This is a genomic window from Confluentibacter sediminis (assembly GCF_003258355.1).
Lineage (GTDB): Bacteria > Bacteroidota > Bacteroidia > Flavobacteriales > Flavobacteriaceae > Confluentibacter > Confluentibacter sediminis.
The window spans coordinates 34,051-60,472 of sequence record NZ_QKPO01000016.1 but is presented as its reverse complement, the minus strand read 5'-3'; the positions used below and the strand labels follow the sequence as shown (position 1 = coordinate 60,472).

The window sequence follows — 26,422 nt, the reverse complement described above, 5'->3', positions numbered from 1 at the left end:
TAAAATTTGCTTTGCTTATTTTATTAGGGCTAAAACGCCTTTTTCTATTATTTCATGACCATAAAAGGTTTTGGCAATAAATCTGTATTGATAATTGCCGTTTTCGGCATTAGCATTATTTATTTTACCATCCCAGCCTCTGATGTTGTCTCCTGTTTCAGAATATATAACATTGCCCCAAGTGTCATAAATGTAAAGAGTCATGCTGTTTAAGCCAATAAAAACAGGGAAAAAATAATCATTCAAATTATCCTTATTGGGAGTGAATGCATTTGGCATCATTAAACTATATCCTTTCTCTACTACTATGGTGGCAGACGCATAATATTCGCAACCAAACGGATATGTAACGGTTTGATTGATGGTATAGGTTCCTGTTTTTGTATAAATATGTTCTGGATTTTCTTCATTTGAGAAATTCCCATCTCCAAAATCCCAAGTAATGTTTATAAAGTCGCCTTCAGACTCGTTGGTGAATTGTATAGGATCGTAAATAGAATATAGCTCGTAAACGCTATATCCAAAAGAATTTGTTGTGAAGCCGGCATCATCTAATACAGGTGTCGCTACTTGTAGAGAAAATTCTTTAACACACCCAAAACTATCGGTTACAGTTAGAATTACTAAGCCATTGGTGCCTGTTCTCATAATTTCATTATTATCACCGGTAATGGTACCACTCGACCAACTTAAGCTATAAGGAGGGATGCCACCTTTAACATGAGCAATAAATGTTTGGTCTACATATTTTGTTTCACAATCATAATTGGTGATAACTTCAAAAGGAGCTTCCAAGGGTGCAAATCGTTTTACTTCAAATGTTTCTGAAATATTACAGCCATTGGCATCTGTAATGGAAACAGTGTATAGGCCTTGAGTAATATTGTGTAAATCTTCGGTTTGTGCACCATTACTCCAAGAAATTGATAGAGGGGGTGTTCCTCCGGCAATTTCTAGGTCTATGTCTCCAGAATTTACATCATCGCAATCCAATGCATCTGTGATGCTTCCTGAGAGTTCCAATTCTAGAGGTTCTATAATGGTAAATGTTTCGTTTATAACACATCCTTTGGCATCTTTAATGGTTACTTCATAAGTGCCTGGATCCAAATTATTCCGCTCATTTCCAGCTGTAGAACCATCACTCCAAACTAAAGAGACTGGAGATTCACCTCCAACAAGATTGAGTTTAATACTGCCATCATTTTCTCCATAGCATGAAATCTGTCTTACTGCAGGATTAATATCAAAAATAGGTGCGTTATTTAAGGTTATAGGAAAATTGGCAACGCAGCCTAGGGCATCGGTTATGGTTATAACGTAAGTGCCATGAGATAAATTATCTTGGGACATTCCTGTTCCCAGGTTGCTCCAAACTACAGGTTCGTATGGTGGTACACCTCCATAAATGCGATCGATGGTAATAGAACCACTGTCATCATTATAGCAAATTATTTTACCTACGGTATAATCCAATTTTATTTCTGGATTTTGAGGTACGATAACCTGCAGGTTTGCAGTACAGCCAGAATTATCTGTAACCGTTAAATTGTAAGTTCCAGCTTCTATATTGTTTAAATTCTGAAGACTGCTTCTAAATCCGTTCGGACCTGTCCATGACCATCTGTAATTACCTCTGCCTCCAAGGGCAGTCACATCAATTTTGCCAGTAAAAGAACCATAACATAGAATCATATCTATGGGATGGTCTAAGTTAACTTCCAATAAGGGGGGTTCGATAATCTCATATCTCTCTGTCAATATATCACAGTTATTCGTTTCAGTAATAGTAACTTCATAATGACCAGGTTTGAGATTGCTAAGATCTTCTGTAGAAGCTGTAAATGAAGGATCTTCATCCATGGTCCATACATAATTATAAGGAGGTGTACCTCCGAAAGTAGAGAGATTGATTCTTCCATCATTGAATCCGAAACAAGAAATATCATTTTTATTTCCATTAAAACGGAATTTGCCAGGCTCCGTAACAGTGAATGTATTATTGTATGGGCATTTGCCATTATCGGTAATGGATAGATTATATGATCCAGGTTCTAAATTAGAAATATCTTTATCAGTGCTCGTATATCCGTTGGGACCTGTCCAAGAGATAGTATAAGGATTTCCCGTAGTAAATGGGATACCTCCACTTATGGAGATGTTAATAGAAGCATCGTCAGACTCAAAACAGGTGTTATTAACAATGGTAGGAGTCACTTTAATCAGAGGATTAACCGTTACAGTAACTGTAAAATCTGGGCCTGGGCAGCTTCCTGAAATGGGGGAGACTGTGTAGGTAACCGTGGCAGGTGTGCTGGTATTATTTGTTAATGTTTGACTAACATTGTTTCTAGGTGAGGTTTGTGCAGATGCACCACTGACTGCCCCTGTCGGATTTATTTCAGGATTGCCCCACGTATAGGTGGTTCCGTTTGGAACGTTGTCCGTTCCATTGGATGTTGGTCTTACCACAAATGTTTCGCCACTACAAATGTCAACAGATTTAGGAGCTATAATAGGGGATAAATCCATATCTACAGAAAACGTTCTTGATGTTGTTGTGGTTCCACAGCTATTAGTGACACTAAATTTAACGGTATAATTACCACTCACTGTATAATTTATTTTTCCTGGATTTAAAGCTGTAGAAGTAGAAGGCGTGCCCCCTGGAAATTCCCAACTATAAGTGATTTCGGAATTTGGAGAACATGTTTCTTTGACCTTGCCTACAGGTGTAATAGTAGCCGCTTTACAGAAATCTGATATGGGATCGAGAGTGATTACTGGTGGCTTTTTTACATCAATGCGTTTTGTTATAGAGCGGTCGATTCCACATGAGTTTCTCGTTGTTAATCTCAGATTATAAATACCGGGCGTTATGAAAGATATAAATGGATTTTTTGAATTCCTATTAGTACCATTTGCAAAGTTCCAACGTTCTGGTTCTTCACCACAATAAGCATCAGAATAGGATATAATTTCCCATAGGTAAGTTTCTGCGCCACAACTTTTGCTAGTATCTGTAGTATTGTTAATCTGTAATGGTGTAGACGCACATGCATTTGCAAAAGTAAAGTTTGGTTGTAATATGGGTTCTACACAAATGGTTTTGGTCACTGAAGTTCCAATACCGCAAGGAGTTTCCGCAGATAATCTAATAGTATAACTTCCAGGAGTAGTATAGACATGACTTGGATTGACCTCTCTTGAAGGCGTTGTCCCGTCTCCAAAATCCCATGTATACACATTATATGTGCTACAATCGTTTGTGTATCCAGCAATAGTTGTGTTATTAAATTGCACATAGGTGTTGGCGCATACAATATTGTTTACATTGAAACTAATTACCGGAACATCCAAAATGATGATTGGTCCTGCGGTTAAATAGGTGCTACCACAAGAAGTAGTTATTGTCAAGCTGACTGTATTGCCGCTTGGACAATTAAATCTGGTAAAAGTGTGTGGGATAGGAAAATCCTGCGATGCTGGTGGGTTTCCAGGGTTATAATAAGGGGAATTTTCTAATTGAGATTGGGTATAACTTGCAACGGTGCCATCTCCATAGTTAACTAAATATCTAGTGTCCGAAGGATTGGAAGCCCACGATCCAATAGCAAAAGGCATAGAGGGAACTGGGATACAAAAATTAGTCGTATTTCCAGGGGCTATAAGAGCTCCAATGGGATTATTTGAATTTTTTACTACGTAAGTTATTGAATTATTGCATCCGCTATTACCTATTCCAGTAATGGTCATATTGTACGATCCTAATTTGTCATACGTATGCGTTTTAGGAAATGTTACATTCGTTTCAGAACTGCCATCTCCCCATTCAATGTTATAAGAGGTAATACATGTTGATGACGGAGAATTATTTCCTACGTTGATGGTATACTGCGGATTGGAATTATTGTCACCACATCGTTCAAAAGAGGGGCTTCCACTTGCGGCATTTAAATCTATAAACTTTAAATCTGGTTTTTCTTGTACCGAAACAGATTTTGAAATAGAGGAACTTACTCCATTAGCATCCTTAACAGTTAATGTGACATTAAACGTTCTAGACCCACACCCTAAAGCATTATATATATGTGTAGGATTGCTGTTAGCAGAGGTATTGCCATCACCAAAATCCCATAAATATGTAAAAGGAGCATCTCCAGTGACTGTAGGAGTGAATGTTATAAGAGTTCCAGAGCATGTGCCATTATTACTGAAATTAAAATCTACTAATGGGGCATTAGCTTTTAAAGTGATTAATTCAGTAATTTTAATTGATTTATTTTGGGATGAGTTTTTATTTTTATCTTTTATTGAATGGGAATTTGCTATTTTGCCGTATCCATAGATTGAAGCCAAAACCAATAAGGAAAAGACAGGGACTAGAAAATAATTTTTCCTCATAGATTTTGTTTGGTTATAGTTGACGAGCCTAAAGTAATATTTTATACACGTTGAATAAAATATATTTATCAAAAAGATGTTAATTTCGTTAAGTTGGAAATGACTTGATGTTGAATCTTTAAGTTAAAAGCCCTAAAAGTGATATTGGTATTTAATAATTTTGAATTAAAATGAAAGCATTAGTTATTTCAGGAGGAGGGAGTAAAGGCGCTTTTGCAGGAGGTGTTGCACAGTATCTTATTGAGAACAAAAGAAATGATTACGATATTTTCATAGGTACTTCTACGGGTAGTTTATTGGTGTCTCACTTGGCTTTAAAACATGTGGAGAAAATAAAAGAAGTTTATACGAGTGTAACCCAAGACTCTATTTTTAGCAGTTGTCCATTTTTAATTAAAAAGAAAAAAGGGGGTATAGAAACCATAGGAATCCATCATTTAAAAGTTCTTAAAAACATATTCAAAGGCAGCAAGACTTTTGGAGAGAGCTATAACTTAAAAACACTGATTAAAAAAACCTTAACTGAAGGCGAATTTGATAAATTAAAGGCGAGTAATAAAGAGGTGGTGGTCACGGTATCGAATTTATCTTTAAATCAGGTAGAATATAAATCTATTAAGGATTTTGATTATGATGAGTTTTGCGATTGGGTATGGATCTCATGTAATTATACGCCCTTTATGTCTTTGGTTAAGAAAAACGGATGTGAGTATGCCGATGGCGGATTAGGAAATATGGTACCCATTGAAGAAGCTATAAAAAGAGGGGCCACTGAGGTAGATGCTATAATTTTACAAACGGAAGTCACTCAGTTAAATAGGATGCCTTCATTAAATCCGTTTTCATTACTAACTAATATTTTTTCATTTATGCTAGATAGAATAGAAACTCAAAATATTAAAATAGGTAAGTTTGCTGCCAGTAACCAAAATGCCATTATAAATTTTTATTACACTCCTACGGTGTTAACAACGAATTCCTTAATTTTCGAAAAAGAGAAAATGACAAAATGGTGGCAAAGTGGTATGGATTATGCCAAATATAAAAACGAACAAGTAAGCCCTTTAAAAACAGAATGAGAGCATTAGTAATTTCGGGAGGCGGTAGTAAAGGTGCTTATGCAGGTGGTGTTGCCCAATATTTAATAGAAGAAGAGGGCAGGGAATACGATTTGTTTTTAGGTACTTCTACGGGTAGTTTGATTATACCACATTTGGCAGCAGGTAAAATAGAGAAAATCCATAAAGTCTTTACCAATGTAAAGCAAAGTAATATTTTTAATATCAATCCCTTTATACAGCGTAAAAAAGAAGGTAGGGAATTTGTTTCCATTAACTTTTTAAATACCCTTATCCAGTTTGCAAAAAGAAAACGGACTTTTGGGGAAAGCAAAGCCCTATTGCGTTATTTAAAACGGAATTTTACTGAAGAAGAATATCATTTAATCCAATTAACCAAAGAGGATGTTGTTGTGACTGTTTCTAATTTATCTAAAAATAGAATCGAGTATAAATCCATTAAAGATTGTACGTATGATGAATTCTGCAATTGGATATGGATTTCTTGCAATTACATTCCTTTTATGTCCTTAGCAACCGTAGATGGTTATGAATATGCAGATGGTGCTTTTGGTTGCGTTGTGCCCATTAGGGAAGCTATTCAGCGAGGTGCTACAGAAGTTGATGCTATTATTCTGGAATCCGAAAACATGGAGTACAATAAGGTGTTAGGCAAGAATCCGTTTTCACTGATGCTCAATTTATTTGGACATTTATTGGATAGGGTTGAAAGTAGCGACATTACCATAGGTAAGCTTGCGGCTAAAAATAAAAATGTGAAACTCAATTTGTATTATACGCCATCTAAACTTACAGAAAACTCTTTAGTTTTTAATAAAGGCTTGATGATGACTTGGTGGCAACAAGGATTTGATTATGCTAAAGAAAAGTGTGCGCAAGGACGGTTTAACGAATTAAGGAATGAAAAGCTCTAAAATATTTCAGCAATTTCTTCTTTAATTAAAGAAAGTGCTGCGTCACTTGGTGCACGTCTTTCCATCATTTCGGTTAAAATGACTTCTCTTAATTTATCTGCAGTCGTTGTTTTTTCCAATAAACTGGCTTTTCTAATCAATTGAATGGTGGCATTTTTAGCAGCCGAAATAATGTTCCAACATTTCTCGCTCACATAAATTTGTTGGGTTAAATTGTGTTCTAATTCTTGTTCAATAGTTTGTATAAGTAAAGCTTCGTAATCTTCTTTATTTAAATTATTTGGAGATACTCTGATTAGAAGTCTGCTTGGGGATATTCTTTCTAAAAAAAGAGTTAACCGCTCATAAGCTTGGAGTCGTGTTGGTAAGGCATTTGTCTGTAATTCTTTTTTTAATAAAAAGCGTCTTCTGCCGTCTTCATTTTTGGTATGTTCTTTAAAAAAATAGTAAGCTATCAATCCTGTAATTAACGAGGGAACAGCAAATAGAAACATATCAATTACTCTTTCAGAATCCATAAAAAATATTATTTAAGTTAAAAAGTTTAAAATTAATTTGATTGACCTCCTAAATATAAGCAATCTTTTAATGCCTGCATATTTGTGAACGGAACAGGTGTTTTATCATAATTATAAGTTTTGCTTAATTCTTTTGAAAGATTGTGGTCATCTACATTTATTTCTATATCGTCCATATTAAACTGACACGGATGTTCGTAGCCTGCTGCATGCGTAATTTCTATAAATTCTTTTCTGAATGTTTTGAAATACTGAGCCAAACGTTCAGATTTTAAAGTAGGGTCGATACCATTTTGAAGCCATTTACTTTGTGTTGCTACACCACTAGGGCAACGATTGGTATGGCATACTTGTGCTTGAATGCAGCCAATACTCATCATGGCTTCTCTAGCCACATTAATGCAATCTGCTCCCATGGCAAATGCCATAGCGGCTTTAGCAGGAAAACCAAGTTTTCCACTACCAATAAAAACAATACGTTCGGTTAACCCTTTATTTTTAAATATTTTATATAAATCACTAAAACCATAAACCCATGGCAAAGATACATGGTCTGCAAAACTTGGTGGTGCTGCTCCCGTACCACCTTCACCGCCGTCAATGGTTATAAAATCCGGACCTTTATTTGTTTTTAACATGATATCGGCCAATTCTTCCCATTGCCCTAATTTACCAATGGCTGCTTTTATACCCACAGGTAAGCCTGTTTTTTCGGCAATAGCTTCAATGAAATCAACCAATTCAGGAACATTGGAAAACGCACTATGGTTGGGTGGCGATATAACATCTTTGCCGATTTCAACACCACGAATGTCTGCTAATTCTTGGGTTATTTTTGCTCCAGGCAGGACACCACCTTTTCCTGGTTTAGCACCTTGAGATAGTTTTATTTCTATGGCCTTTATAAAAGGATTGTCATCAACCAATGCCATTAGTTTTTCCATTGAAAAACCACCTTCTTTATTGCGTACTCCAAAATACCCGGTTCCAATTTGGAAAATGACATTACCACCGTGTTTATGGTATGAAGACAAACCACCTTCACCTGTATTGTGATAAGCACCCGCTATTTTAACGCCTTTGTTTAAAGATTCTACTGCTTTTGCTGAAAGGGAACCAAAACTCATTGCAGACACATTGACAACCGATGCGGGCCTGAATGGTTTTTTACGTTTATTAAATTCGCCCATAACTTTAGCGCAAGGCAAAAAGCTTTTGTCAATGCTATTTGGATGATTTTTATCAATAACATAAGGCATCATGGCGTTGTTTATAAATATATGTTGGTGTGCAAAAATATCTCTATCGGTGCCAAAGCCTTCGTAATTGTTTTCTTTTTTTGCAGAAGCATAAATCCAACCACGCTCTATTCTGTTAAATGGCAATTCATCTCTATTGCTTGCTACCAAATATTGTCTTAATTCGGGGCCAATTTTTTCTAACATATATCTGAAATGTCCAACAATTGGAAAGTTATGACTGATGGTATGTTTCCTTTGGATGAAAATGTCCCTGATAGCTATTAAGATTAAAGCCAATCCTATCCACATCCACCAAGAAATACCTGAAATAAAATCTAAAAAGTTGTCCATTAAAAAAAAATTAAAATGCAAAGATATTCATAAATTGTTGTTGTAAAGATATTGAAAGGTTATCTTTATGATATGGACAAAAAATTAAAAAAAGGTTTGATTATAGGTATATCTGTAGCTATTGTTTTGGTTATAGGTATTTTATGTCTTAATTTTTTTATCAAAAACAAACTAAAAAATGGGTTAGATAACCTTTCAAAAACTGTAAAAATTCAATATCAGGACATTCATGTTAATACTTTAACGGGAAGTGTAGCGCTTATAAATCCCCACATATTTATTTACGGAAAAGCAACCCATAATATCACTGCTGAAATTGAATTAAAAAAAATAGCGATTAGTAATTTAAGTTATTGGGATTACTTTTTTAATGATAAAATTAGTGTAGAAGATATTTTATTAAATGACCCTAAGGTGATTTATAATCACAATGAGTTAGTGAGTTTGAAGTCTTCTCAAAACTCATATAAAGATGATTTTAAAAAAAATATTGATATTGAAACTATCGAAATAGTGAATGGGAATGTTCAGGTTTTTAATGTCTCTAACGATTCTTTGTTGTTAAAATCTGAAGACGTAAATTTTAAAGTAAATACCATTTCAGTTAAAAAATCGAATCTTAAGCATAAAATTCCTATAACATTTAAAGATTATTATTTAACATATAACAATCTGTTTTATAAACTTAATGATTATGATAATTTATTTTTAAAGCATGCTGATTTCAATATGGATTTTTATAAAATTAAGGACTTGTCCATTAAGACAAAGTATTCTAAAGAAGCATTGTCTAAACACATTTCTGTTGAGAGAGATTATTTTGATTTAACCGTGGATTCTCTGCTAGTTGAAAAACCAGACTTTGGGATTAAAAACGATTCTGTATTCTATTTTGAAAGTAATCAAGTCAATGTTTATCACCCTAATTTTAAGGTTTATCGTGATAAATTAGTTGCAGATGATTTAAGTAGTAAACCCTTGTATAGTAAATCGTTAAGAGATTTGGATTTTAATCTTACTTTAAATACGGTTCTTTTGAAAAATGCTCATATCATTTATACAGAAAAAGTAAAAGAAGAGACTAAAGGAGGTGATTTGGTCTTTTCAAAATTAAATGCAAAAATCAATAATGTAGGTAATACTTATAAAAGCGATAACAAAACTTCGGCACATATTGAAGCTTTTTTTATGGAGGATGCGCCTTTAAATGTTGATTGGAGTTTTGATGTGAATGATATAAATGATGAATTTATTTTTAAAGCAGAAATAGGAACGCTGGATGCAAACCACATGAATCAATTTATGGAGCCTAATCTTAATTTAAAATTGAATGGTCAAATAAATAAAACCTATTTTACAATTAATGGAACAGATAATACGTCGCTCATAGATTTAAAATTACAATACGATGATTTTGAAGTTATTATGTTGCAACAAAATGGTAAAGAAAAAAATAAATTTTTATCGGGAATCATTAACCTATTTGTTTCTAAAGATAGTAAGGATACATCAAATGAATTTAGATTTGGTAGCGCAAAAGATGTAGAAAGAGATAAAACAAAGTCTGTATTTAACTATTTGTGGCTAAATATAAAACCTGCGTTATTGAATGCCATGACAGGTGATGGTAAAGAGAAGACTAAATGATTTCTATTTAAGGTTTAAGTAATCAATGGTCATGTTGGTTAGTGTTTTAACCCCTAAAAGTAAACCTCTTTCATCTATCATAAAATCAGGTGTATGATGAGGGAATGCTTCTGTTGTTTGAGGATTCATACCACCTAAAAAGAAAAAAAATCCAGGCACAACTTCTTGAAAAAAAGAAAAATCTTCCCCGCCAGTAGTTGCTTTCATGATAACAACCTTGTTTTCACCAGCGGTCTTTTTAAGACTCGGTAGCATCTTATCGACAAGTGTTGCATCATTATAAGTAATAGCAGTCTGGTTTTGAAATTCAATTGTTGCTTCACCTCCGTAGGCTTTAGCAAGGGTTTGGGTCATTTCCGTCATGCGTCTAATAATCAATGCTTTCATTTTTGGATCCAAAGTTCTTACGGTTCCAATAAGTTCAGCGGTTTCAGGAATGATATTAAAACGTGTTCCACTTGTTATTTTTCCAACAGTTATAACAGCGGGTTCGACTAATAAATTAGATTCTCGACTAATAATACTTTGAAAACCATCAATAATTTTTGCTGAAATAAAAATAGGATCTACGCCTGACCATGGCTGAGACCCGTGTGTTTGTTTACCTTTTACGTTAATAACAAATCTTTCCACAGCGGCCATAATACCTTCTCTTTTATACTTTATCGTCCCTATTGGTGTTTCGGAATTAATATGCAACCCAAAAATAGCATCTACTTTAGGATTTTCTAAAACACCTTCTTTTATCATAAGTTTAGCACCACCTTCTTCTCCTGGTGGGGCACCTTCTTCTGCAGGTTGAAAGATGAATTTTACTGTCCCATTTATTTTATCTTTATTTTTTGATAAAATTTCAGCGACACCCATTAAAATAGCTATGTGGGTATCATGACCGCAGGCATGCATAACGCCCGTTTCGGTTTCAAGAAAAGTCGTTTTAACATCCGATTTAAAAGGAAGATCATTTCTCTCTGTTACTGGAAGCGCATCCATGTCAGCCCTTAAAGCGATTACTTTTCCAGGATTATTTCCTTTTAAAATACCTATAACACCCGTATGTGCAATTCCAGTTTGTACTTCAATTCCTAAAGATTTTAAATGAGCGGCTATTTTTTCAGCAGTTTTAAATTCTCTATTGGAAAGTTCAGGATATTGATGAAAATGGCGTCGCCATTCAATAACTTTAGATTCAATATCTATAAATTGTTGATTTAAATCTTGTTGAGCAATGATATTTAAACTTCCTAAGAAAATAAAAAGAGGTAAAAGATATTTCATGGTATATTTTTGAAGTTTAAATATATTCAAAATAAACCAGAACAATAAATAAGATTAATTGTTTATAATTATTAATAAAACGGTTTAATAAAAAGATAAACAATGGTTAATTTCACATCTTTAAATTACATAAAATTGGAGAAGTATTTAAGTCAGTTAAACGAAGCACAATTAGAGCCTACTTTGCAAAAAGATGGTCCCATGATTATTATTGCAGGTGCGGGTTCTGGCAAAACGCGTGTGCTTACATTTAGAATTGCTTATTTGATGAATCAGGGTGTTGACTCTTTCAACATCTTAGCTCTCACATTTACCAACAAAGCCGCAAAAGAGATGAAAGAACGAATTGCGACTATTGTTGGAGCTAGTGAAGCTAAAAACCTATGGATGGGAACATTTCACTCCGTTTTCGCCAAAATTTTACGTAGTGAAGCAGATAAATTAGGTTATCCAAGCAATTTTACGATTTATGATACGCAAGATTCAGACCGTCTGATTGCTTCCATCATCAAAGAAATGAATCTTGATAAGGATATTTATAAATACAAACAAGTACGGTCCAGAATTTCATCCTATAAAAATAGTTTAATTACCGTTCGAGCCTATTTTCAAAATCCAGAGTTAATTGAAGCAGATACCATGGCAAGACGTCCACGTTTGGGCGATATTTATAAAGAATACGTAAACAGATGTTTTAAAGCGGGTGCCATGGATTTTGATGATTTATTATTGAAAACCAATGAACTACTGACTCGGTTTCCGGACGTATTGATGAAATACCAAAATAGGTTTAAATATATTTTGGTGGATGAGTACCAAGATACCAATCATTCCCAGTACTTAATTGTAAGAGCACTATCCGATAGATTTCAGAATATATGTGTAGTAGGGGATGATGCGCAAAGTATTTATGCCTTCCGAGGAGCGAATATCAATAATATTTTGAATTTCCAGAAAGATTATGATGATGTAAAAGTCTTTCGATTGGAACAAAATTACCGGTCTACCAAAAATATTGTAGAGGCTGCTAATTCAATCATTGATAAAAACCAGACCAAATTAGATAAAGTCGTGTGGACAGCAAATGATGAAGGTGCGAAAATAAAAGTAAATCGGTCTTTAACAGATGCTGATGAAGGGCGTTATGTGGCGAGCACTATTTTTGAAGAGAAAATGAATCATCAGTTGAATAATAGTGATTTTGCTATTTTATATAGAACCAATTCACAGTCTCGTGCCATTGAAGAGGCTTTGAGAAAACGAGACATCCCTTATAGAATTTATGGAGGCACATCTTTTTACCAGAGAAAAGAAATAAAAGATGTATTGTCGTATTTACGATTGGTTATTAACCCAGCAGATGAAGAGGCTTTGGTGAGAATTATTAATTTTCCCCCTCGTGGTATTGGGCAAACGACTATAGATAGACTGGTGGTGGCCGCAAATGGTTATAACAGAAGTATTTTTGAAGTTCTTAAAAATATTGATAAAGTAGAGATTAATATAAATTCTGGAACAAAAAACAAACTTCAGGATTTCGTGACACTTATTGAAAGTTATCAGGTATTAAATCAAACGGCCGATGTGTTTGAGTTGGCTGACTATGTTACTAGAACCAGTGGTTTAATAAACGAGTTTAAAAAAGATGGTACGCCTGAAGGGGTCACCAGAATGGAAAACATCGAGGAGCTTTTAAATGGTATGAAGGATTTTGTGGAAGGTCAAAAAGAAGTGGCAGATACCACAGGGTCTTTAGCAGAGTTTTTAGAAGATGTCGCTTTAGCAACCGATTTAGATGCTGATAAAGGGGATGCCAACCATGTGGCGTTAATGACAATTCACTTGGCTAAAGGTTTAGAATTCCCAAATGTGTTTATTGTAGGCTTGGAAGAAGATTTATTCCCAAGTGCTATGAGTATGAATACACGAAGTGAACTGGAAGAGGAGCGAAGATTATTTTACGTGGCTTTAACAAGAGCAGAAAAGCAAGCTTATTTAACCTACGCCCTTTCTAGATACCGTTGGGGAAAATTAGTAGATTCTGAACCCAGTCGCTTTATTGAAGAAATAGATGATGCTTATTTAGAAATTTTGACACCGATAGAAGAACGACGGTTTAATCCTATGCTTAGCTCAGATATTTTTGGAGATGTTGAACCTAATAAAATAAGATTTAAGCCCGCAAAACAGGCCGTATTTAAAAAGAATGGTGATTCTAGACCAGAACCACAAAAGTTTCAAGTAACCACGCCTAAAAATTTAAAACCAGTTGCGCAAAGCAACGATAATGTCAATTTGTTTGATAGTAAATTAGTAGTTGGCAATTTGGTTAAGCATATTCGTTTTGGTACAGGTGAAGTTCTAAAAATTGAAGGGGCAGGGGCAGATGTAAAAGCAGAAATCAATTTTCAACACGGTGGCGTAAAAAAACTATTATTACGTTTTGCTAAACTAGAAGTGATAGGATAATGGCAGAGTTTATTAGAATATACGAAGAAAATCCCAATCCGAAAGAGATTGAAAAGGTTGTGGCTATTTTAAAACGAGGCGGACTTATTATTTATCCAACAGATACGGTATATGGTTTAGGCTGTGACATTACCAATTTAAAAGCATTGGAACGTATTGCAAGAATTAAGGGAATAAAACTTGAAAAAGCTAATTTTTCTTTTGTGTGTCATGATTTAAGTCATTTAAGCGATTATGTAAAACAAATAGATAGTACCACCTTTAAGATATTAAAACGGGCACTTCCTGGGCCTTACACCTTTATTTTGCCAGGTTCAAATAATTTGCCAAATCCTTTTAAAAAGAAGAAAACGGTGGGGATTAGAGTGCCCAATAATAACATAGCTATAGAGATTGTAAAGCTTTTAGGAAATCCTATAATTTCAACCTCCATTCGTGATGAAGATGAGGTTTTGGAGTATACTACCGACCCAGAACTTATTTTAGAAAAGTGGGATCATTTGGTGGATTTAGTAATAGATGGTGGTTATGGAGATAATCAAGCATCTACGGTTATTGATTTATCCGAAGATGAACCAATTGTTGTTAGAGAAGGGAAAGGGAGTTTGGAGATATTTTAATTAATCGTTTTTATAATAATGAAGAATAATCAAATAAACTATATAGAATTTAAAGCTGAAAATCTTGAAGTAATCAAAACGTTTTACAGCAAATGTTTTAATTGGATTTTCACGGATTATGGCCCTAATTATATAGCTTTTTCTGAAAGCGGAATGGACGGATGATTTGAAAAATCTACTTCAAAAATAGTAAACGGTGTTTTAATAGTGCTATATCACGAAAATCTGGATTTAGTTAAGAACGATATTGTTGAATTCGGAGGGAAAGTATCAAAAGATATTTTTTCGTTTCCGGGCGGGAAAAGATTTCATTTTTTAGATCCATCAGGTAATGAACTTGCCGTTTGGTCAGATAAATAAAAAAAGCCCAACTTTTCAGTTGAGCTTTCTTCTATAATTTTAAATTCTAATTATTTTTGAACAGAAAGATTTTTCATTTCTTTTTCAACCATATCATAGAACTGGTCAATTTTAGGTAATACAACAATACGAGTACGTCTGTTTTTAGCTCTGTTTTCAGCAGTATCATTATCTACTAAAGGCACATAATCAGCACGTCCAGCAGCGATAAGTTGTTTTGGATTTACACCAAGACCTTGTAAAACCCTGATGATAGAAGTAGAACGTTTCACACTTAAATCCCAGTTGTCTAATAATACACCACTTTGGTAAGGTACATTATCAGTATGACCTTCAACCATACATTCAAAATCTGGTTTGCTGTTTACAACTTTAGCAACTTTAGCTAATACTTCTTTAGCTCTTGTGGTTACATTGTAGCTACCACTTTGGAATAATAATTTATCAGCGATGGAAATAAATACAACGCCTTTTTCAACATTGATTTCAATATCTGGATCATTTATGCCTACTTCACGTTTTAAGCTAGTTACTACAGCAAGTGTAATACTGTCTTTTTTAGTTAAAGCATCTTGTAAACGGGTGATTTTCATGTCTTTTTCTTTGATGCTTTCAAGTGTTTTTTCAATATTGCTAGCACCTTTAGACGATAATACTGTTAAGTTGTCGTTTGCTTTGCGTAAGTCAGCAATTTGTTCTTCAAGTGCTGTTGCTCTAGCAGAAGATGAAGCTTTTTCTTCTAAACAAGAATTTAATTTTACAGTTGCAGAATTAAGTAAATCTTGAGTTTCTTTTTGTTTAGCTTGTAGGTCTGTGAATTGCTTTTTTGACACACAAGAACTTAATAATAACATTGCTGACAAACTAAGTAATAGGATTTTTTTCATAATTATTCTTAAGGATTAATTTTCTAAAATTATTATAGCAAAAATAAGGAAAAATGAGCATAATGCATCATTTTAACAAAACTTTTACTAGTAACTTATAAACGTTTTATAGGTTTTATTATTATTTACGAAATAATCGACTACTATAGATGTTTTGGTATAATATTTAATTTTATTTTTTATAAATTTTCGTTGTTTTAAGTAGTGGGGTAAATACCAGTAAAAACTAAAATGAGCCTTTAAAATAGCTAGAGTATGTTTAGGTTTAAATTCCAATAAAAATTTTATTCCCGCTATACCATCAAGTATAAGTCGTGCTAAAATAATTGATAATAATGGACCTTTGGCATTTTTGGTTATTGTAAATAAACTATTTCTAAAATTCAAATATGTTTTTTTTGGATTTACATTTGAAAGTGTGGCACCTCCCAAATGATATATTTTAGATTGATGTACATATTTTATATCATAGTCTAAATTTTTAGCTCGCCAACAAAAATCTATTTCTTCCATATGGGCAAAAAAATGCTCATCAAAACCATTTAATTCATTAAAGACTTTACTCCGTACAAAAAAGCAAGCTCCAGATGCCCAAAATATATCTATGTTATTATCATATTGCCCTTCATCTTTTTCAATGGTGTCGAATATCCTTCCTCTACAATAAGGATAACCATATTTATCAATAAAACCACCCGCAGCCCCGGCATATTCAAAGCGATCTTTGTTTTTGTAATCTAAAATTTTAGGTTGAATTATAGATGTGTTAGGTTCTTTTTCAAAAATATCAATAATGGGATTCAACCAGTATTTAGTGACTTCCACATCACTATTCAACAAACAAAAAACATCTGCTTCAATGTGTTTTAAAGCATTATTGTAACCTTTTGCATAACCACCATTTATAGAATTTTTTATGATTTTAACATCAGGGTAATTGGAACTTATAAACGACATGGAGTCATCTGTTGAAGCATTATCCGCTATATATAGGCTTGCTTCTTTTGAATAAGCAATAACCGAGGGTAAAAACTCTTCTAAAAGCTTTTTCCCGTTCCAATTCAATATCACGATGGCTATATTCATTCGTTGTAAACAGGTATCTCTTTTAAAAAATTATAACGCTCATTTTCAAAATCCATTTGGCAATAATAATGATTTAATCCGTTTGTAACCATTAAATAGGACGCATTTAAAGCAAGATTATATTGAGCAATTTGGTCGAATGTAGATTGTGCGATAGGTATGGTATGTGCTTTACATTCGACTATAATGAAAATACTGCCGTCACTATTAAAAACCACTATATCGTAGCGCTTCTTTAAATTATTGATTTTTAATTCTTTTTCAACATTAATTAAAGCTATTGGGTATTTTTTTTCATGGATTAAATAATGGACACAATGTTGCCTCACCCATTCTTCGGGTTGTAAAACCACAAACTTTTTACGTATCACGTCGAAAATAGAAATTTTATTTTCGCTATTTTTGAATCGAAACGAAAACTTTGGAAAATTGAGTTGTTGCAAAACCGTGTTTAATATTTTTCCAAAGTTAATCTTCAATAATCAAATAACAAAAGCAAGGCTTGTTTTTTGAAATTTGATAGTTATAATTTTTTGAAATTTCTCAGATTTGGACGACGTAAAGCAATTAGTGACCGATATTAAGAATGGCAATATAAAACCTATCTATTTTTTAATGGGAGAGGAACCGTATTATATTGATAGAATTTCAGAATTCATTGAAAAAAATGTTTTGAGTGAAGAAGAAAAGGGTTTCAACCAAATGGTTTTGTATGGAAGAGATATTACTATTGAAGATATTGTTAGCAATGCAAAACGTTACCCTATGATGGCAGAACGTCAAGTGATTATAGTTAAAGAAGCACAGGATTTATCTAGAACCATCGAAAGTTTGGCCAGTTATGCTGCAAATCCACAACCTACTACGGTTTTAGTCGTTAATTATAAATATAAAAAGATAGATAAACGTAAAGCGTTGTATAAAGCGGTTAATAAAATTGGTATAATCTATGAAAGCAAAAAACTTTATGAAAATCAGGTAGCAGATTGGATTCGTAGGGTGTTATCTGCTAAGAATTATACAATTTCTCCCAAAGCGGCTCAAATGCTTGTGGAGTTTTTGGGAACAGATTTGAGTAAAATAAATAATGAATTAGAAAAACTTCAAATTGTTTTACCAAAAGGAAGCGATATTACGCCTGAGGCTATTGAACAAAACATTGGTATTAGTAAAGATTACAATAATTTTGAACTGCAAAAGGCCATAGGAGAAAGGAATCTTTTGAAGGCACATAAAATTGTTCATTATTTTGGAGAAAATCCAAAGGACAACCCCATGGTAGTAACCGTATCATTGTTATTCAACTTTTTTTCACAATTACTGAATTTTCATGGTTTAAACGATAAATCTCCTAGAAGTGTTGCTTCCGCTTTAAAAATCAATCCCTATTTTGTGAACGATTATACGAATGCTGCCAGAAATTACCCCATGAAAAAAGTAAGCCATATTATTTCGGTTTTGCGTGAGTTTGATGTCAAAAGCAAAGGGGTTGGTGCTAATGCGGTTCCTCAGTCTGATTTGCTTAAAGAGCTATTAGTAAAAATAATAGCTTAGTTTTTTAATACATTTCTTAAAATGAAATACGTAAAGATTTTGGGTGTTTTCGGTATTATTATTTCACTTGCTTTTCAAATTGATAAACATGTGAAGCCTAAGGGAAATTCTAATACTGAAATAACATTAACGAAATTGTGGGAAACGGATAACGTACTTAAAACATCTGAAGCCGTTAGGTACAATCCTGAAAAAGATATTATATACGTTTCAAATATCGGAGAAATGCCACCTAATAAAAAGGATGGAGATGGCTATATTGCTTTGCTTGGAAAAGAGGGGGAAATAATCAACCAAAAATGGGTTACGGGTATAAATGCACCAAAAGGACTTAATTTTTATAATGGAAAATTGTTTGTTGATGATATAAATGAAGTTGTAGAAATTGATTTGGAGACAGGTTCTATTGTTAAAAAGCATACGATTGAAAAGGCCGTTTTTCTTAATGATTTAGACATAGATTTGAATGGAGATATTTATGTAACCGATTCACAAGATGAGAAAATTTTTAAACTAGTAGATGGTAAATCATCTTTGTGGTTAGATTTAAAAGGCTTTTATCCCAATGGTATTTTAGTGGAAGCGAATAGAGTTCTTATCCTTTCATCTAGTAAAGGAGAACTCATAGCAATAGACAAGGTGACAAAAGAAAAAACGGTATTGTCAACAGGTGTAAGAGGAGGCGATGGTATTGTGGCTATTGAGCAAGGTTATATTCTCTCTGCTTTTCAAGGAGAACTGTTTTTTGCAGATAAAAGTAAGGTGAATACCCAAGCAATTAAATTGTTAGACACTAGAGCAGATAAATTAAACTCTGCGGATATATCTTTTATACCTAAAGATAATATATTACTTGTTCCCACATTTTATGGAAATACAGTGGTTGCTTATAAGATTAACTAAGGTTGTGCCAGGCTTATTATTTTGAAAATACCCACGTTGCTTTATGCCATATAGTTTCTAGCGGCCCTCTTTTATGGGTTTTAAGCCACCATTTACAAAAAAACAATAAGAGAATAGAGCTCAAAATACCAATTATTAGGCTGAAAGTAGCTCCGGTATATTTGTACAGTCCTAGTCCAAATCCGTAATAAATACAAGCGCCAAGTAATGATTGTAAAACGTAATTAGAGAGACTCATTTTGCCTAAAGGAGAAAAAACATTGAGTTTGCTATGGACATGTTTGTTATGGAAAAGCAGTATAAAACCCGAAATTAAAATGAGCATGAAAGTTATATTGGTCCATGACGTTTCAATGTTTTCCAATGAAGTTCGTATAGCTTTACTTTCTATTAATTTTATAACTGATTTCTGAATAATAAATAGAGGAATAAATAATATGCTTGATATATAAAAAACTTTTTTCCAAAACAGTTTGTTTTTATCTGTCCAAGTAAACAGTTGTTTCCTTCCTGCTATCATACCAAACATGAATAAGGAAAGGATATGGAAAAAGCGACCATTTTCAAAAGACCAAAGCCAAACAGCTTTTCTTCCATTAGTTAAATTTCCTTTAATAGTGTTAAAGAATGAATCTCCTGTAATATAATCTTCCATTTTACCAAAATAGATCCAAGATTCAGGGTTTGGAATTTGTAAATTGGGGTTTTGGAAGGCTTTGTATAGTTGAAATAATTCATAAGGTTGTAAAAAAAGAATGCATGCAATTAAGAAAATAATTTTAGAATTGGTTTTTGCAAAAGGAATTAAAAATAAGCCTACAAAAGCATATATGGATAATATATCTCCTTGATAAAACGCAGAATTAATAAATCCAAAGCAAAATAAAAGAACTAGCCGCCAAAAAAATCGCAATCTAAAATCATTGCCTCTCTTTTCTTGATTATTAAGTTGAATATAGAAAGTAAACCCAAATAGAAAAGCAAATATGGCATAAGACTTTCCGCTGAAAAGAAAAAATAGTATGTCCCAAATTATTGTATCTAAACTTACCATCCAATCAGGCAGAAATTTAGGTTTGTAATAAAAATCAAAATGCTCGAGATTGTGGAGGAGCATAATGGACACTAGACAAAAGCCACGAATTGCATCAATAACACCAATTCTTAATTTACTTTCACTTTCAATCATTGTAATTAAATTATATATAAACGGAAATAGTTAGCATTAACATGGTGAAAATAGTTAAAATAATAACTAAAGGCATGACAAATTTTAACCATTTATCATAACCGATTTTCACGATAGCTAACGAGGCTAATATTATGCCAGTAGGACTTATAAAAGCAAATAATCCCATCCCGTATTGATAAGCATTTACAATGGCTTCTCTACCGATACCAACCCCATCTGCTAAAGGGGACATTATGGGCATGGTTAGCACGGCCATTCCTGAAGATGATGGAATAAAAAAAGACAGTCCGCTATAAATAAAAAGCATGGCATTAATAAATAATCCTTTATTCATACCATTTGTGACGTTACTTGCGTAATAAAGCATGGTATCACTTATTAATCCATCGTCCATTAACACGGTAATGCCCCTTGCAATACCAATGATTAAGGCAACCCCTAGTAATTCACTCGCTCCTTTAACAAAAGTCTCTACAAATGTATATTCCCTAATTCTTGCTATGATGCCAATCAATATACTACCTACAAAAAACACAGTGGTCATTTCAATAAACCACCATTCAAGTTGGGATACGCCATAAATCATAACAACAAAACACATGATGAAGACAAATAAAATTAATCGAAGTCTTGATGACAGTACTATATGTGAGTGTGTGTTGTTGCCAAAATGTTGTTCAATTTCCTCTTTTTGATTAAAAATAATTGATTTGGAAGGGTCTTTTTTTACAGCCCGTGCATACCGAAGAATATATAATACACAAATGAGGATTCCTAGAGACAACATAATTATTCTATTGGTTAGTCCTGTTGTCCAATTTATGCCAGCTGCATCTGATGCAATAATAGCACTAAAAGGGTTTGTTGTAGAATATGTTGTTCCTACAGATGACCCTAAATATATGCAAGCAAGAGGTACCATAGCATCATATTTAGCTGCTAAAAAAATAGGTATCAGAATTGGGTAAAAAGCTATGGTTTCTTCAGCCAAACCAAAAGTTGTTCCACCAATTGCTATTAATGTTGTAACAGAAATAATAAGCCAATATTCTCTTCCTTTAAGAACTTTTGCTAACCATGCTATGCCTGCTTCAAATGCTCCTGTAATATTCATAACACCTATAAGCCCGCCAATAAATAAAACAAGGAAAATAATATCGGCTGCTTCGATAATCCCTTTAATAGGTGATTTAATAAACGCGACAATTCCTTGCGGTTGTGATTGCAATTGTTTGTAAGAATTGGGTACGCCAATCGGTTTCCAGATATCACCACTTGTGAATTTTTCTAAAGGAATTTTTATACTTAATTCGTCTAAAGTTGACTGATTTGCAGGCAATATTTTAGTCTCTTCAATGCTTTTAATAGAAAAGGTATTATCTATTTTGTTATAACTTAAAGAATCATATTTACCAGCAGGTACAAACCAAGTTAATAGAGCTACTGCGCCAGCAATAATTAATAATACACTTTGTGCTGTAGGGAATTTTATTTTTTTCAATCTCAATAAGTTTTAATATGAATAAAGATAATATTATTTTAGTTCGCTTATTAAATTAAACATATGAATGTAGATATACACGATAGTTGGAAAACTTATTTGAATGATGAATTTGAAAAATCTTATTTTAAAGATTTAGTAAGTTTTGTTAAAAATGAATATGTCAACAACCAATGTTTTCCTCCAGGAAAACAAATATTCAATGCTTTTAATGCTTGCCATTTTGATGCTGTTAAGGTTGTGATTATCGGTCAAGACCCTTATCATGGGGTAGGACAGGCTAATGGTCTTTGTTTCTCGGTTAATGATGGTGTAAGTCACCCACCATCTCTTATTAATATTTTTAAGGAGATTGAACAGGATTTAGGAATTTCTTATCCGAAAAGTGGTAATTTAATGCGTTGGGCAGAGCAGGGAGTGTTGTTATTGAACGCCACTCTAACTGTAAGAGCTAATCAAGCTGGCAGCCATCAAAACAAGGGATGGGAAACCTTTACAGATCATGTTATTAAATTAATAAGTGATAAAAAAGAGGGTGTAATATTTCTACTGTGGGGAGGTTATGCTAAACAAAAAGTGAAATATATTAATCAAAATAAACATAAAATTTTGACTTCAGGACACCCATCTCCATTAAGTGCCAATAGAGGTTACTGGTTTGGAAACAAGCATTTTAGTAAAACTAACTCCCTGTTGGAGCAAGCCTGTCAGAATCCTGTTCAATGGTAAGACTTGGATTTAAAACAACAGTTTTCTTAATTTCCTGTTTCTGCTTTGTGATTTTATTACAACTAAACTTTAGTAGTAATAAGTTAATAACGACCAATACGGAGAGGGAGATTGTGATTGTAAATAACATAGGCATTGGGGTTTATTGTTCGACAAATTACAATTATTTTAGATAAAAAACAAATATGATGCAAAAATAAGCTATAATATACTACAAACCTATACTTACTTGTAAGTATTTTATTTTTTTTTAGAATTAAGAAAAAAAACACCTTGATTTTTCAATAAAATAAGGCTTTATCTATATGGAACTATCTAATATTTTTTTTGATTTTTCAGAAAACCTAGTTTTTTTTCTCAATAAGCAATATTATTAACAAACTTGTAGTGAAAAGAAAATATAGTTTATTTTTGGCTTAAATAATAAATATGGAACAAATTAATTGGAAAACTGTAAAAGAATACGAAGATATTACCTATCAAAAATGTAATGGTGTAGCACGAATAGCATTTAACCGACCAAATGTACGTAATGCTTTTAGACCAAAAACAACTAGTGAATTATACGAAGCATTTTATGATGCAGGTGAAGACGTCAATATAGGTGTTGTTTTATTATCTGCTGAAGGCCCTTCAACTAAAGATGGTATTTGGAGTTTCTGTTCAGGTGGAGATCAAAAAGCCAGAGGTCATCAAGGTTATGTTGGTGAAGACGGGTATCATCGTCTAAATATTTTGGAAGTTCAACGTTTAATTCGCTTTATGCCAAAAGCAGTAATTGCGGTGGTACCAGGTTGGGCTGTTGGTGGAGGACATAGCTTGCATGTCGTTTGCGATTTAACTTTGGCGAGTAAAGAACATGCTATTTTTAAACAGACAGATGCCGATGTTACAAGTTTTGATGGGGGATATGGTTCTGCTTATTTGGCTAAAATGGTTGGACAAAAAAAAGCAAGGGAAATATTTTTTTTAGGAAGAAATTATTCCGCTCAAGAAGCTTTCGATATGGGCATGGTAAATGCTGTTATTCCTCATAACGAGTTAGAAGAAACCGCATATCAATGGGCTCAAGACATATTAGCTAAATCTCCCACATCTATAAAAATGCTTAAGTTTGCTATGAATCTTACCGACGATGGGATGGTTGGACAACAAGTATTTGCAGGTGAGGCAACACGTTTGGCTTATATGACAGACGAAGCAAAGGAAGGTCGAAATGCTTTTTTAGAAAAACGAAAGCCTAACTTTGAAAAAAAATGGATTCCGTAAATGAAAAATATTAAGCTTTGGATTTCTGCAATGCGTTTAAGAACGCTTCCGTTATCTATTTCAGGCATTATTATAGCATCCTCTTTAGCTGAATACAATGGGTTTTTTAAATGGAATATCTTTATTTTAGCTATTTTAACAACGATAAGCTTTCAAATATTATCAAATCTCGCAAATGACTATGGAGATGGTGTTAAAGGAACGGACAATAGTGATAGAATAGGTCCCGAACGTGCCATACAAAGTGGTGAAATATCTCCAGAAAGTATGTTTAGTGCTATAAAAACATGTATTTTGATATCAATAGTGTTAGCATTCATGCTTATTTTTTCGGCATTTGGGGTAAACCATTTTTTATTAACCTTGATTTTCTTTTTATTAGGTATTGCGTCCATAGTAGCAGCTATACGCTATACGGTAGGTGAAAATGCCTATGGATATAATGGATTAGGAGATGTATTTGTATTTCTTTTTTTTGGGTTGGTAAGTGTTATTGGAGGTTATGTTTTGTATGCCAAACAAATAGACCATGTGGTATTTTTACCGGCTTGTGTTATTGGACTTTTAAGCGTAGGAGTTTTAAACCTGAATAATATGCGGGATATGGTTTCCGATGAGAAATCGAATAAAATTACTCTAGCTGTTAGGTTTGGAGCAGCTAAGGCAAAAGTTTATCATTTAACTTTAATTGTTCTAGCTATTTTTTTGTCGTTACTTTTCGGACTATTATATTATACCTCAATCTATAATTTAATTTTTATAATAGCTTATATCCCATTAATTAAGCATTTTATAACAGTATATAAGAACGTAAATACAATGCTTTTGGATAGTGAATTAAAAAAACTGGCACTAACAACATTTCTATTGGCTATCCTTATGGGAATAGGTCATTTGTTAGATTTTTAATCTTTAAAATTTATGAAACCTTTTTTTTTATCAATTGCTTTATTAACAATTATTACTTGTTTTTGCCAACAACAAACCAAGCTTAACATTACAGAAAGCGTTGATTTCAAGGATGATGTTAGAGCGAATGAGGTTTTGTCGATGCATCTGTCCAATTCAAATTTAATGGGAGTTGTTAGAGATAGTAAAAGGAATTTACTTTTTGATATTTTTAATCCATCTTTAATAAGGCTAAATGGGATTGAAATTGAAAAGCCAAAAAATGAAGATTTTTGTGGAGAGTTGTTTTTTGAAAATACAATTAAGATTTTTACTGTATACTCTCCCTCAAAAAAAGAACGCATATTATATTGTTATGAATTCAATATCAATGACGCTACTCATAAAAAAACAGAGCTTTTTAAAACCAATGTAGAGAATAATCAAAAGATATTCTCTGGGGCAAATAAAAGACAAACGGCATTTGCCATGTCTCCTAATGGGCAATATTTTACAATATTAACGGATGATATTAAAAAGAATGCCAGTTCTTACACGGTTCATGTTTACAATTCAAAAGATTTAGTATTATTATACGAGAAAAAATATCAAGAAAACACCGAGAAATTTTATGAACCTAACGATGTTTATATTGATGACTCAGCAACTGTCTATACTTTAGGGAAACTATTCTTAGAAGGACGATCAGAAAAAAAGGAAAATAAAAATAATTATAATTTTATTCTAAATAAGCTTACTCAAACATCTATAAATACTTTAAGTTTAAATTTTAATGATAACACTCATATACGTTCATTAGTAATATCCGGGCAAGAAGATAAAATTAGATTATTGGGATTTTATTCGCAGAAAAATGTAAGTAACATCAAAGGCCTCATTTTGTTCGATGTTAATGCGGAGCTTATGGAAATATTACAAACAAAATCGCATAATTTACCAGAGAAAGTTTATAACGATTTGTACAGTACAGCAGTTGCTGATAAAAAGAAAGATAAAGAACTATCAAATTTTTATGTGGATCATGTATTGAAAGATAGTTTTGGTAACACTTATTTATTAGCAGAGGAATATTTTGTGACATCTGTGTATGTTTCTATGGGTATGAATGGAGGTTATTGGCAAACCGTATATCATTATGATGATGTATTGGCAATTAAACTTAATAAAGAAGGCGAACTAGAATGGGGAAGAAGTATTTTTAAAAGAGCAACAGCTCCATCATATAATGCTTTTATAAAAGATGAACAATTGCATGTTGTTTTAAATTCAGGAAAAAACCTAATAGAAAAAGAAGATGGTCGGGTAAAAGTATCTAAAGGTCTATTTGAATCTTCATCTCTTTATGATATCGTTTATAATTCTGAAGGGGATGTTTCTTATGATAAAATACAAGATAATAAGAACAAAACATATTATTCACCATATTTTGGTATCTTTAAGGAAAATCGTTTCATCACGATAGGTCATGATGAAGGAAAAAAAAGGTTTTTAATTTTAGAGTAAAGTTTGAC

21 protein-coding genes are annotated in these 26,422 nt (G+C 33.0%); 12 read left to right on the top strand and 9 right to left on the bottom strand.

Features of this window, described 5'->3' with window-relative positions; all coding sequences use genetic code 11:
* Positions 1 to 15: 15 nt before the first annotated feature.
* The gene (locus tag DKT72_RS14585; protein WP_111309478.1) at positions 16 to 4,404 is read right to left on the bottom strand and encodes a PKD domain-containing protein; all 4,389 of its coding nucleotides are present in this window, start codon (positions 4,402 to 4,404) and stop codon (positions 16 to 18) included.
* 170 nt (positions 4,405 to 4,574) lie between these two features.
* On the opposite strand from DKT72_RS14585, the gene DKT72_RS14580 reads away from it, so the two are divergent.
* Both DKT72_RS14580 and DKT72_RS14575 read left to right on the top strand, forming a co-directional pair.
* Positions 4,575 to 5,483: a patatin-like phospholipase family protein gene (locus DKT72_RS14580; RefSeq protein WP_111309477.1), complete on the top strand. Its 909-nt coding sequence runs from the start codon at positions 4,575 to 4,577 to the stop codon at positions 5,481 to 5,483.
* Positions 5,480 to 6,397 carry a patatin-like phospholipase family protein gene (locus tag DKT72_RS14575; RefSeq protein WP_111309476.1) on the top strand — a complete coding sequence of 306 codons (918 nt, stop codon included), beginning with the start codon at positions 5,480 to 5,482 and terminating at the stop codon, positions 6,395 to 6,397. Before DKT72_RS14580 ends, DKT72_RS14575 begins: the two co-directional genes overlap by 4 nt.
* On the opposite strand, the gene DKT72_RS14570 is transcribed toward DKT72_RS14575, so the two are convergent.
* Positions 6,394 to 6,915 (bottom strand): DUF7935 family protein, encoded by a 522-nt coding sequence (locus DKT72_RS14570; protein WP_111309475.1) that lies wholly within the window; start codon positions 6,913 to 6,915, stop codon positions 6,394 to 6,396. The two genes, DKT72_RS14575 and DKT72_RS14570, sit on opposite strands and share 4 nt — an antisense overlap.
* Positions 6,916 to 6,947: 32 nt before the next feature.
* Positions 6,948 to 8,507 carry an FMN-binding glutamate synthase family protein gene (locus DKT72_RS14565; RefSeq protein ID WP_111309474.1) on the bottom strand — a complete coding sequence of 520 codons (1,560 nt, stop codon included), beginning with the start codon at positions 8,505 to 8,507 and terminating at the stop codon, positions 6,948 to 6,950.
* A 72-nt stretch (positions 8,508 to 8,579) separates the two neighbouring features.
* On the opposite strand from DKT72_RS14565, the gene DKT72_RS14560 reads away from it, so the two are divergent.
* On the top strand, positions 8,580 to 10,154 hold the full coding sequence (locus DKT72_RS14560; RefSeq protein ID WP_111309473.1) for an AsmA family protein: 1,575 nt from the start codon (positions 8,580 to 8,582) through the stop codon (positions 10,152 to 10,154).
* A 3-nt stretch (positions 10,155 to 10,157) separates the two neighbouring features.
* On the opposite strand, the gene DKT72_RS14555 is transcribed toward DKT72_RS14560, so the two are convergent.
* Entirely contained in the window at positions 10,158 to 11,432 is a 1,275-nt protein-coding gene (locus tag DKT72_RS14555) for an amidohydrolase (RefSeq protein WP_111309472.1), read from the bottom strand.
* A 135-nt stretch (positions 11,433 to 11,567) separates the two neighbouring features.
* On the opposite strand from DKT72_RS14555, the gene DKT72_RS14550 reads away from it, so the two are divergent.
* From DKT72_RS14550 to DKT72_RS18550, 3 genes are read left to right on the top strand one after another with little or no spacing between them, the layout of a single operon-like run.
* Positions 11,568 to 13,901, top strand: a complete 2,334-nt coding sequence (locus DKT72_RS14550) for an ATP-dependent helicase (RefSeq protein ID WP_111309549.1) — start codon at positions 11,568 to 11,570, stop codon at positions 13,899 to 13,901.
* Entirely contained in the window at positions 13,901 to 14,521 is a 621-nt protein-coding gene (locus DKT72_RS14545) for an L-threonylcarbamoyladenylate synthase (protein WP_111309471.1), read from the top strand. The genes DKT72_RS14550 and DKT72_RS14545 overlap by 1 nt, the downstream gene beginning before the upstream one ends.
* 18 nt (positions 14,522 to 14,539) lie before the next feature.
* Positions 14,540 to 14,686 (top strand): VOC family protein, encoded by a 147-nt coding sequence (locus DKT72_RS18550; RefSeq protein ID WP_235841723.1) that lies wholly within the window; start codon positions 14,540 to 14,542, stop codon positions 14,684 to 14,686.
* 245 nt (positions 14,687 to 14,931) lie between these two features.
* Here DKT72_RS18550 and DKT72_RS14535 read toward each other — a convergent pair whose 3' ends face one another.
* The 3 genes from DKT72_RS14535 to DKT72_RS14525 form a co-directional block, all read right to left on the bottom strand.
* Entirely contained in the window at positions 14,932 to 15,768 is an 837-nt protein-coding gene (locus DKT72_RS14535) for an OmpA/MotB family protein (protein ID WP_111309470.1), read from the bottom strand.
* Positions 15,769 to 15,855: 87 nt separating this feature from the next.
* A complete protein-coding gene (locus DKT72_RS14530) occupies positions 15,856 to 16,854 on the bottom strand; it encodes a glycosyltransferase family 2 protein (RefSeq protein WP_111309469.1) in 999 nt (332 codons plus the stop codon).
* Entirely contained in the window at positions 16,851 to 17,297 is a 447-nt protein-coding gene (locus tag DKT72_RS14525) for a type I restriction enzyme HsdR N-terminal domain-containing protein (protein WP_111309548.1), read from the bottom strand. Before DKT72_RS14525 ends, DKT72_RS14530 begins: the two co-directional genes overlap by 4 nt.
* A gap of 106 nt (positions 17,298 to 17,403) precedes the next feature.
* On the opposite strand from DKT72_RS14525, the gene holA reads away from it, so the two are divergent.
* Both holA and DKT72_RS14515 read left to right on the top strand, forming a co-directional pair.
* Entirely contained in the window at positions 17,404 to 18,408 is a 1,005-nt protein-coding gene (gene holA, locus DKT72_RS14520) for a DNA polymerase III subunit delta (RefSeq protein WP_111309468.1), read from the top strand.
* A gap of 21 nt (positions 18,409 to 18,429) precedes the next feature.
* Positions 18,430 to 19,311 (top strand): SMP-30/gluconolactonase/LRE family protein, encoded by an 882-nt coding sequence (locus DKT72_RS14515; protein ID WP_111309467.1) that lies wholly within the window; start codon positions 18,430 to 18,432, stop codon positions 19,309 to 19,311.
* Between the two features lie 16 nt (positions 19,312 to 19,327).
* Here DKT72_RS14515 and DKT72_RS14510 read toward each other — a convergent pair whose 3' ends face one another.
* Entirely contained in the window at positions 19,328 to 20,500 is a 1,173-nt protein-coding gene (locus DKT72_RS14510) for a DUF418 domain-containing protein (RefSeq protein ID WP_111309466.1), read from the bottom strand.
* Between the two features lie 10 nt (positions 20,501 to 20,510).
* Positions 20,511 to 22,004 carry a YfcC family protein gene (locus DKT72_RS14505; protein WP_111309465.1) on the bottom strand — a complete coding sequence of 498 codons (1,494 nt, stop codon included), beginning with the start codon at positions 22,002 to 22,004 and terminating at the stop codon, positions 20,511 to 20,513.
* A 63-nt stretch (positions 22,005 to 22,067) separates the two neighbouring features.
* On the opposite strand from DKT72_RS14505, the gene ung reads away from it, so the two are divergent.
* The 4 genes from ung (at position 22,068) to DKT72_RS14485 (ending at position 26,414) form a co-directional block, all read left to right on the top strand.
* A complete protein-coding gene (ung, locus tag DKT72_RS14500) occupies positions 22,068 to 22,733 on the top strand; it encodes a uracil-DNA glycosylase (protein ID WP_111309464.1) in 666 nt (221 codons plus the stop codon).
* 429 nt (positions 22,734 to 23,162) lie between these two features.
* Positions 23,163 to 24,002, top strand: coding sequence for a 1,4-dihydroxy-2-naphthoyl-CoA synthase (locus DKT72_RS14495; protein WP_111309463.1), 840 nt, complete (start codon positions 23,163 to 23,165; stop codon positions 24,000 to 24,002).
* On the top strand, positions 24,003 to 24,911 hold the full coding sequence (gene menA, locus DKT72_RS14490; RefSeq protein WP_220628133.1) for a 1,4-dihydroxy-2-naphthoate octaprenyltransferase: 909 nt from the start codon (positions 24,003 to 24,005) through the stop codon (positions 24,909 to 24,911). It abuts the gene before it with no gap.
* A gap of 12 nt (positions 24,912 to 24,923) precedes the next feature.
* Positions 24,924 to 26,414 (top strand): hypothetical protein, encoded by a 1,491-nt coding sequence (locus DKT72_RS14485; protein ID WP_111309462.1) that lies wholly within the window; start codon positions 24,924 to 24,926, stop codon positions 26,412 to 26,414.
* The last annotated feature ends 8 nt before the right edge of the window (positions 26,415 to 26,422 follow it).

What these genes read in the sequence shown, in the direction of transcription:
- DKT72_RS14585 (WP_111309478.1), bottom strand. Translation starts at nt 4,404, where the DNA reads ATGAGGAAAAATTATTTTCTAGTCCCTGTCTTTTCCTTATTGGTTTTG.
- DKT72_RS14580 (WP_111309477.1), top strand. Translation starts at nt 4,575, where the DNA reads ATGAAAGCATTAGTTATTTCAGGAGGAGGGAGTAAAGGCGCTTTTGCA.
- DKT72_RS14575 (WP_111309476.1), top strand. Translation starts at nt 5,480, where the DNA reads ATGAGAGCATTAGTAATTTCGGGAGGCGGTAGTAAAGGTGCTTATGCA.
- DKT72_RS14570 (WP_111309475.1), bottom strand. Translation starts at nt 6,915, where the DNA reads ATGGATTCTGAAAGAGTAATTGATATGTTTCTATTTGCTGTTCCCTCG.
- DKT72_RS14565 (WP_111309474.1), bottom strand. Translation starts at nt 8,507, where the DNA reads ATGGACAACTTTTTAGATTTTATTTCAGGTATTTCTTGGTGGATGTGG.
- DKT72_RS14560 (WP_111309473.1), top strand. Translation starts at nt 8,580, where the DNA reads ATGGACAAAAAATTAAAAAAAGGTTTGATTATAGGTATATCTGTAGCT.
- DKT72_RS14555 (WP_111309472.1), bottom strand. Translation starts at nt 11,432, where the DNA reads ATGAAATATCTTTTACCTCTTTTTATTTTCTTAGGAAGTTTAAATATC.
- DKT72_RS14545 (WP_111309471.1), top strand. Translation starts at nt 13,901, where the DNA reads ATGGCAGAGTTTATTAGAATATACGAAGAAAATCCCAATCCGAAAGAG.
- DKT72_RS18550 (WP_235841723.1), top strand. Translation starts at nt 14,540, where the DNA reads ATGAAGAATAATCAAATAAACTATATAGAATTTAAAGCTGAAAATCTT.
- DKT72_RS14535 (WP_111309470.1), bottom strand. Translation starts at nt 15,768, where the DNA reads ATGAAAAAAATCCTATTACTTAGTTTGTCAGCAATGTTATTATTAAGT.
- DKT72_RS14530 (WP_111309469.1), bottom strand. Translation starts at nt 16,854, where the DNA reads ATGAATATAGCCATCGTGATATTGAATTGGAACGGGAAAAAGCTTTTA.
- DKT72_RS14515 (WP_111309467.1), top strand. Translation starts at nt 18,430, where the DNA reads ATGAAATACGTAAAGATTTTGGGTGTTTTCGGTATTATTATTTCACTT.
- DKT72_RS14510 (WP_111309466.1), bottom strand. Translation starts at nt 20,500, where the DNA reads ATGATTGAAAGTGAAAGTAAATTAAGAATTGGTGTTATTGATGCAATT.
- ung (WP_111309464.1), top strand. Translation starts at nt 22,068, where the DNA reads ATGAATGTAGATATACACGATAGTTGGAAAACTTATTTGAATGATGAA.
- DKT72_RS14495 (WP_111309463.1), top strand. Translation starts at nt 23,163, where the DNA reads ATGGAACAAATTAATTGGAAAACTGTAAAAGAATACGAAGATATTACC.
- menA (WP_220628133.1), top strand. Translation starts at nt 24,003, where the DNA reads ATGAAAAATATTAAGCTTTGGATTTCTGCAATGCGTTTAAGAACGCTT.
- DKT72_RS14485 (WP_111309462.1), top strand. Translation starts at nt 24,924, where the DNA reads ATGAAACCTTTTTTTTTATCAATTGCTTTATTAACAATTATTACTTGT.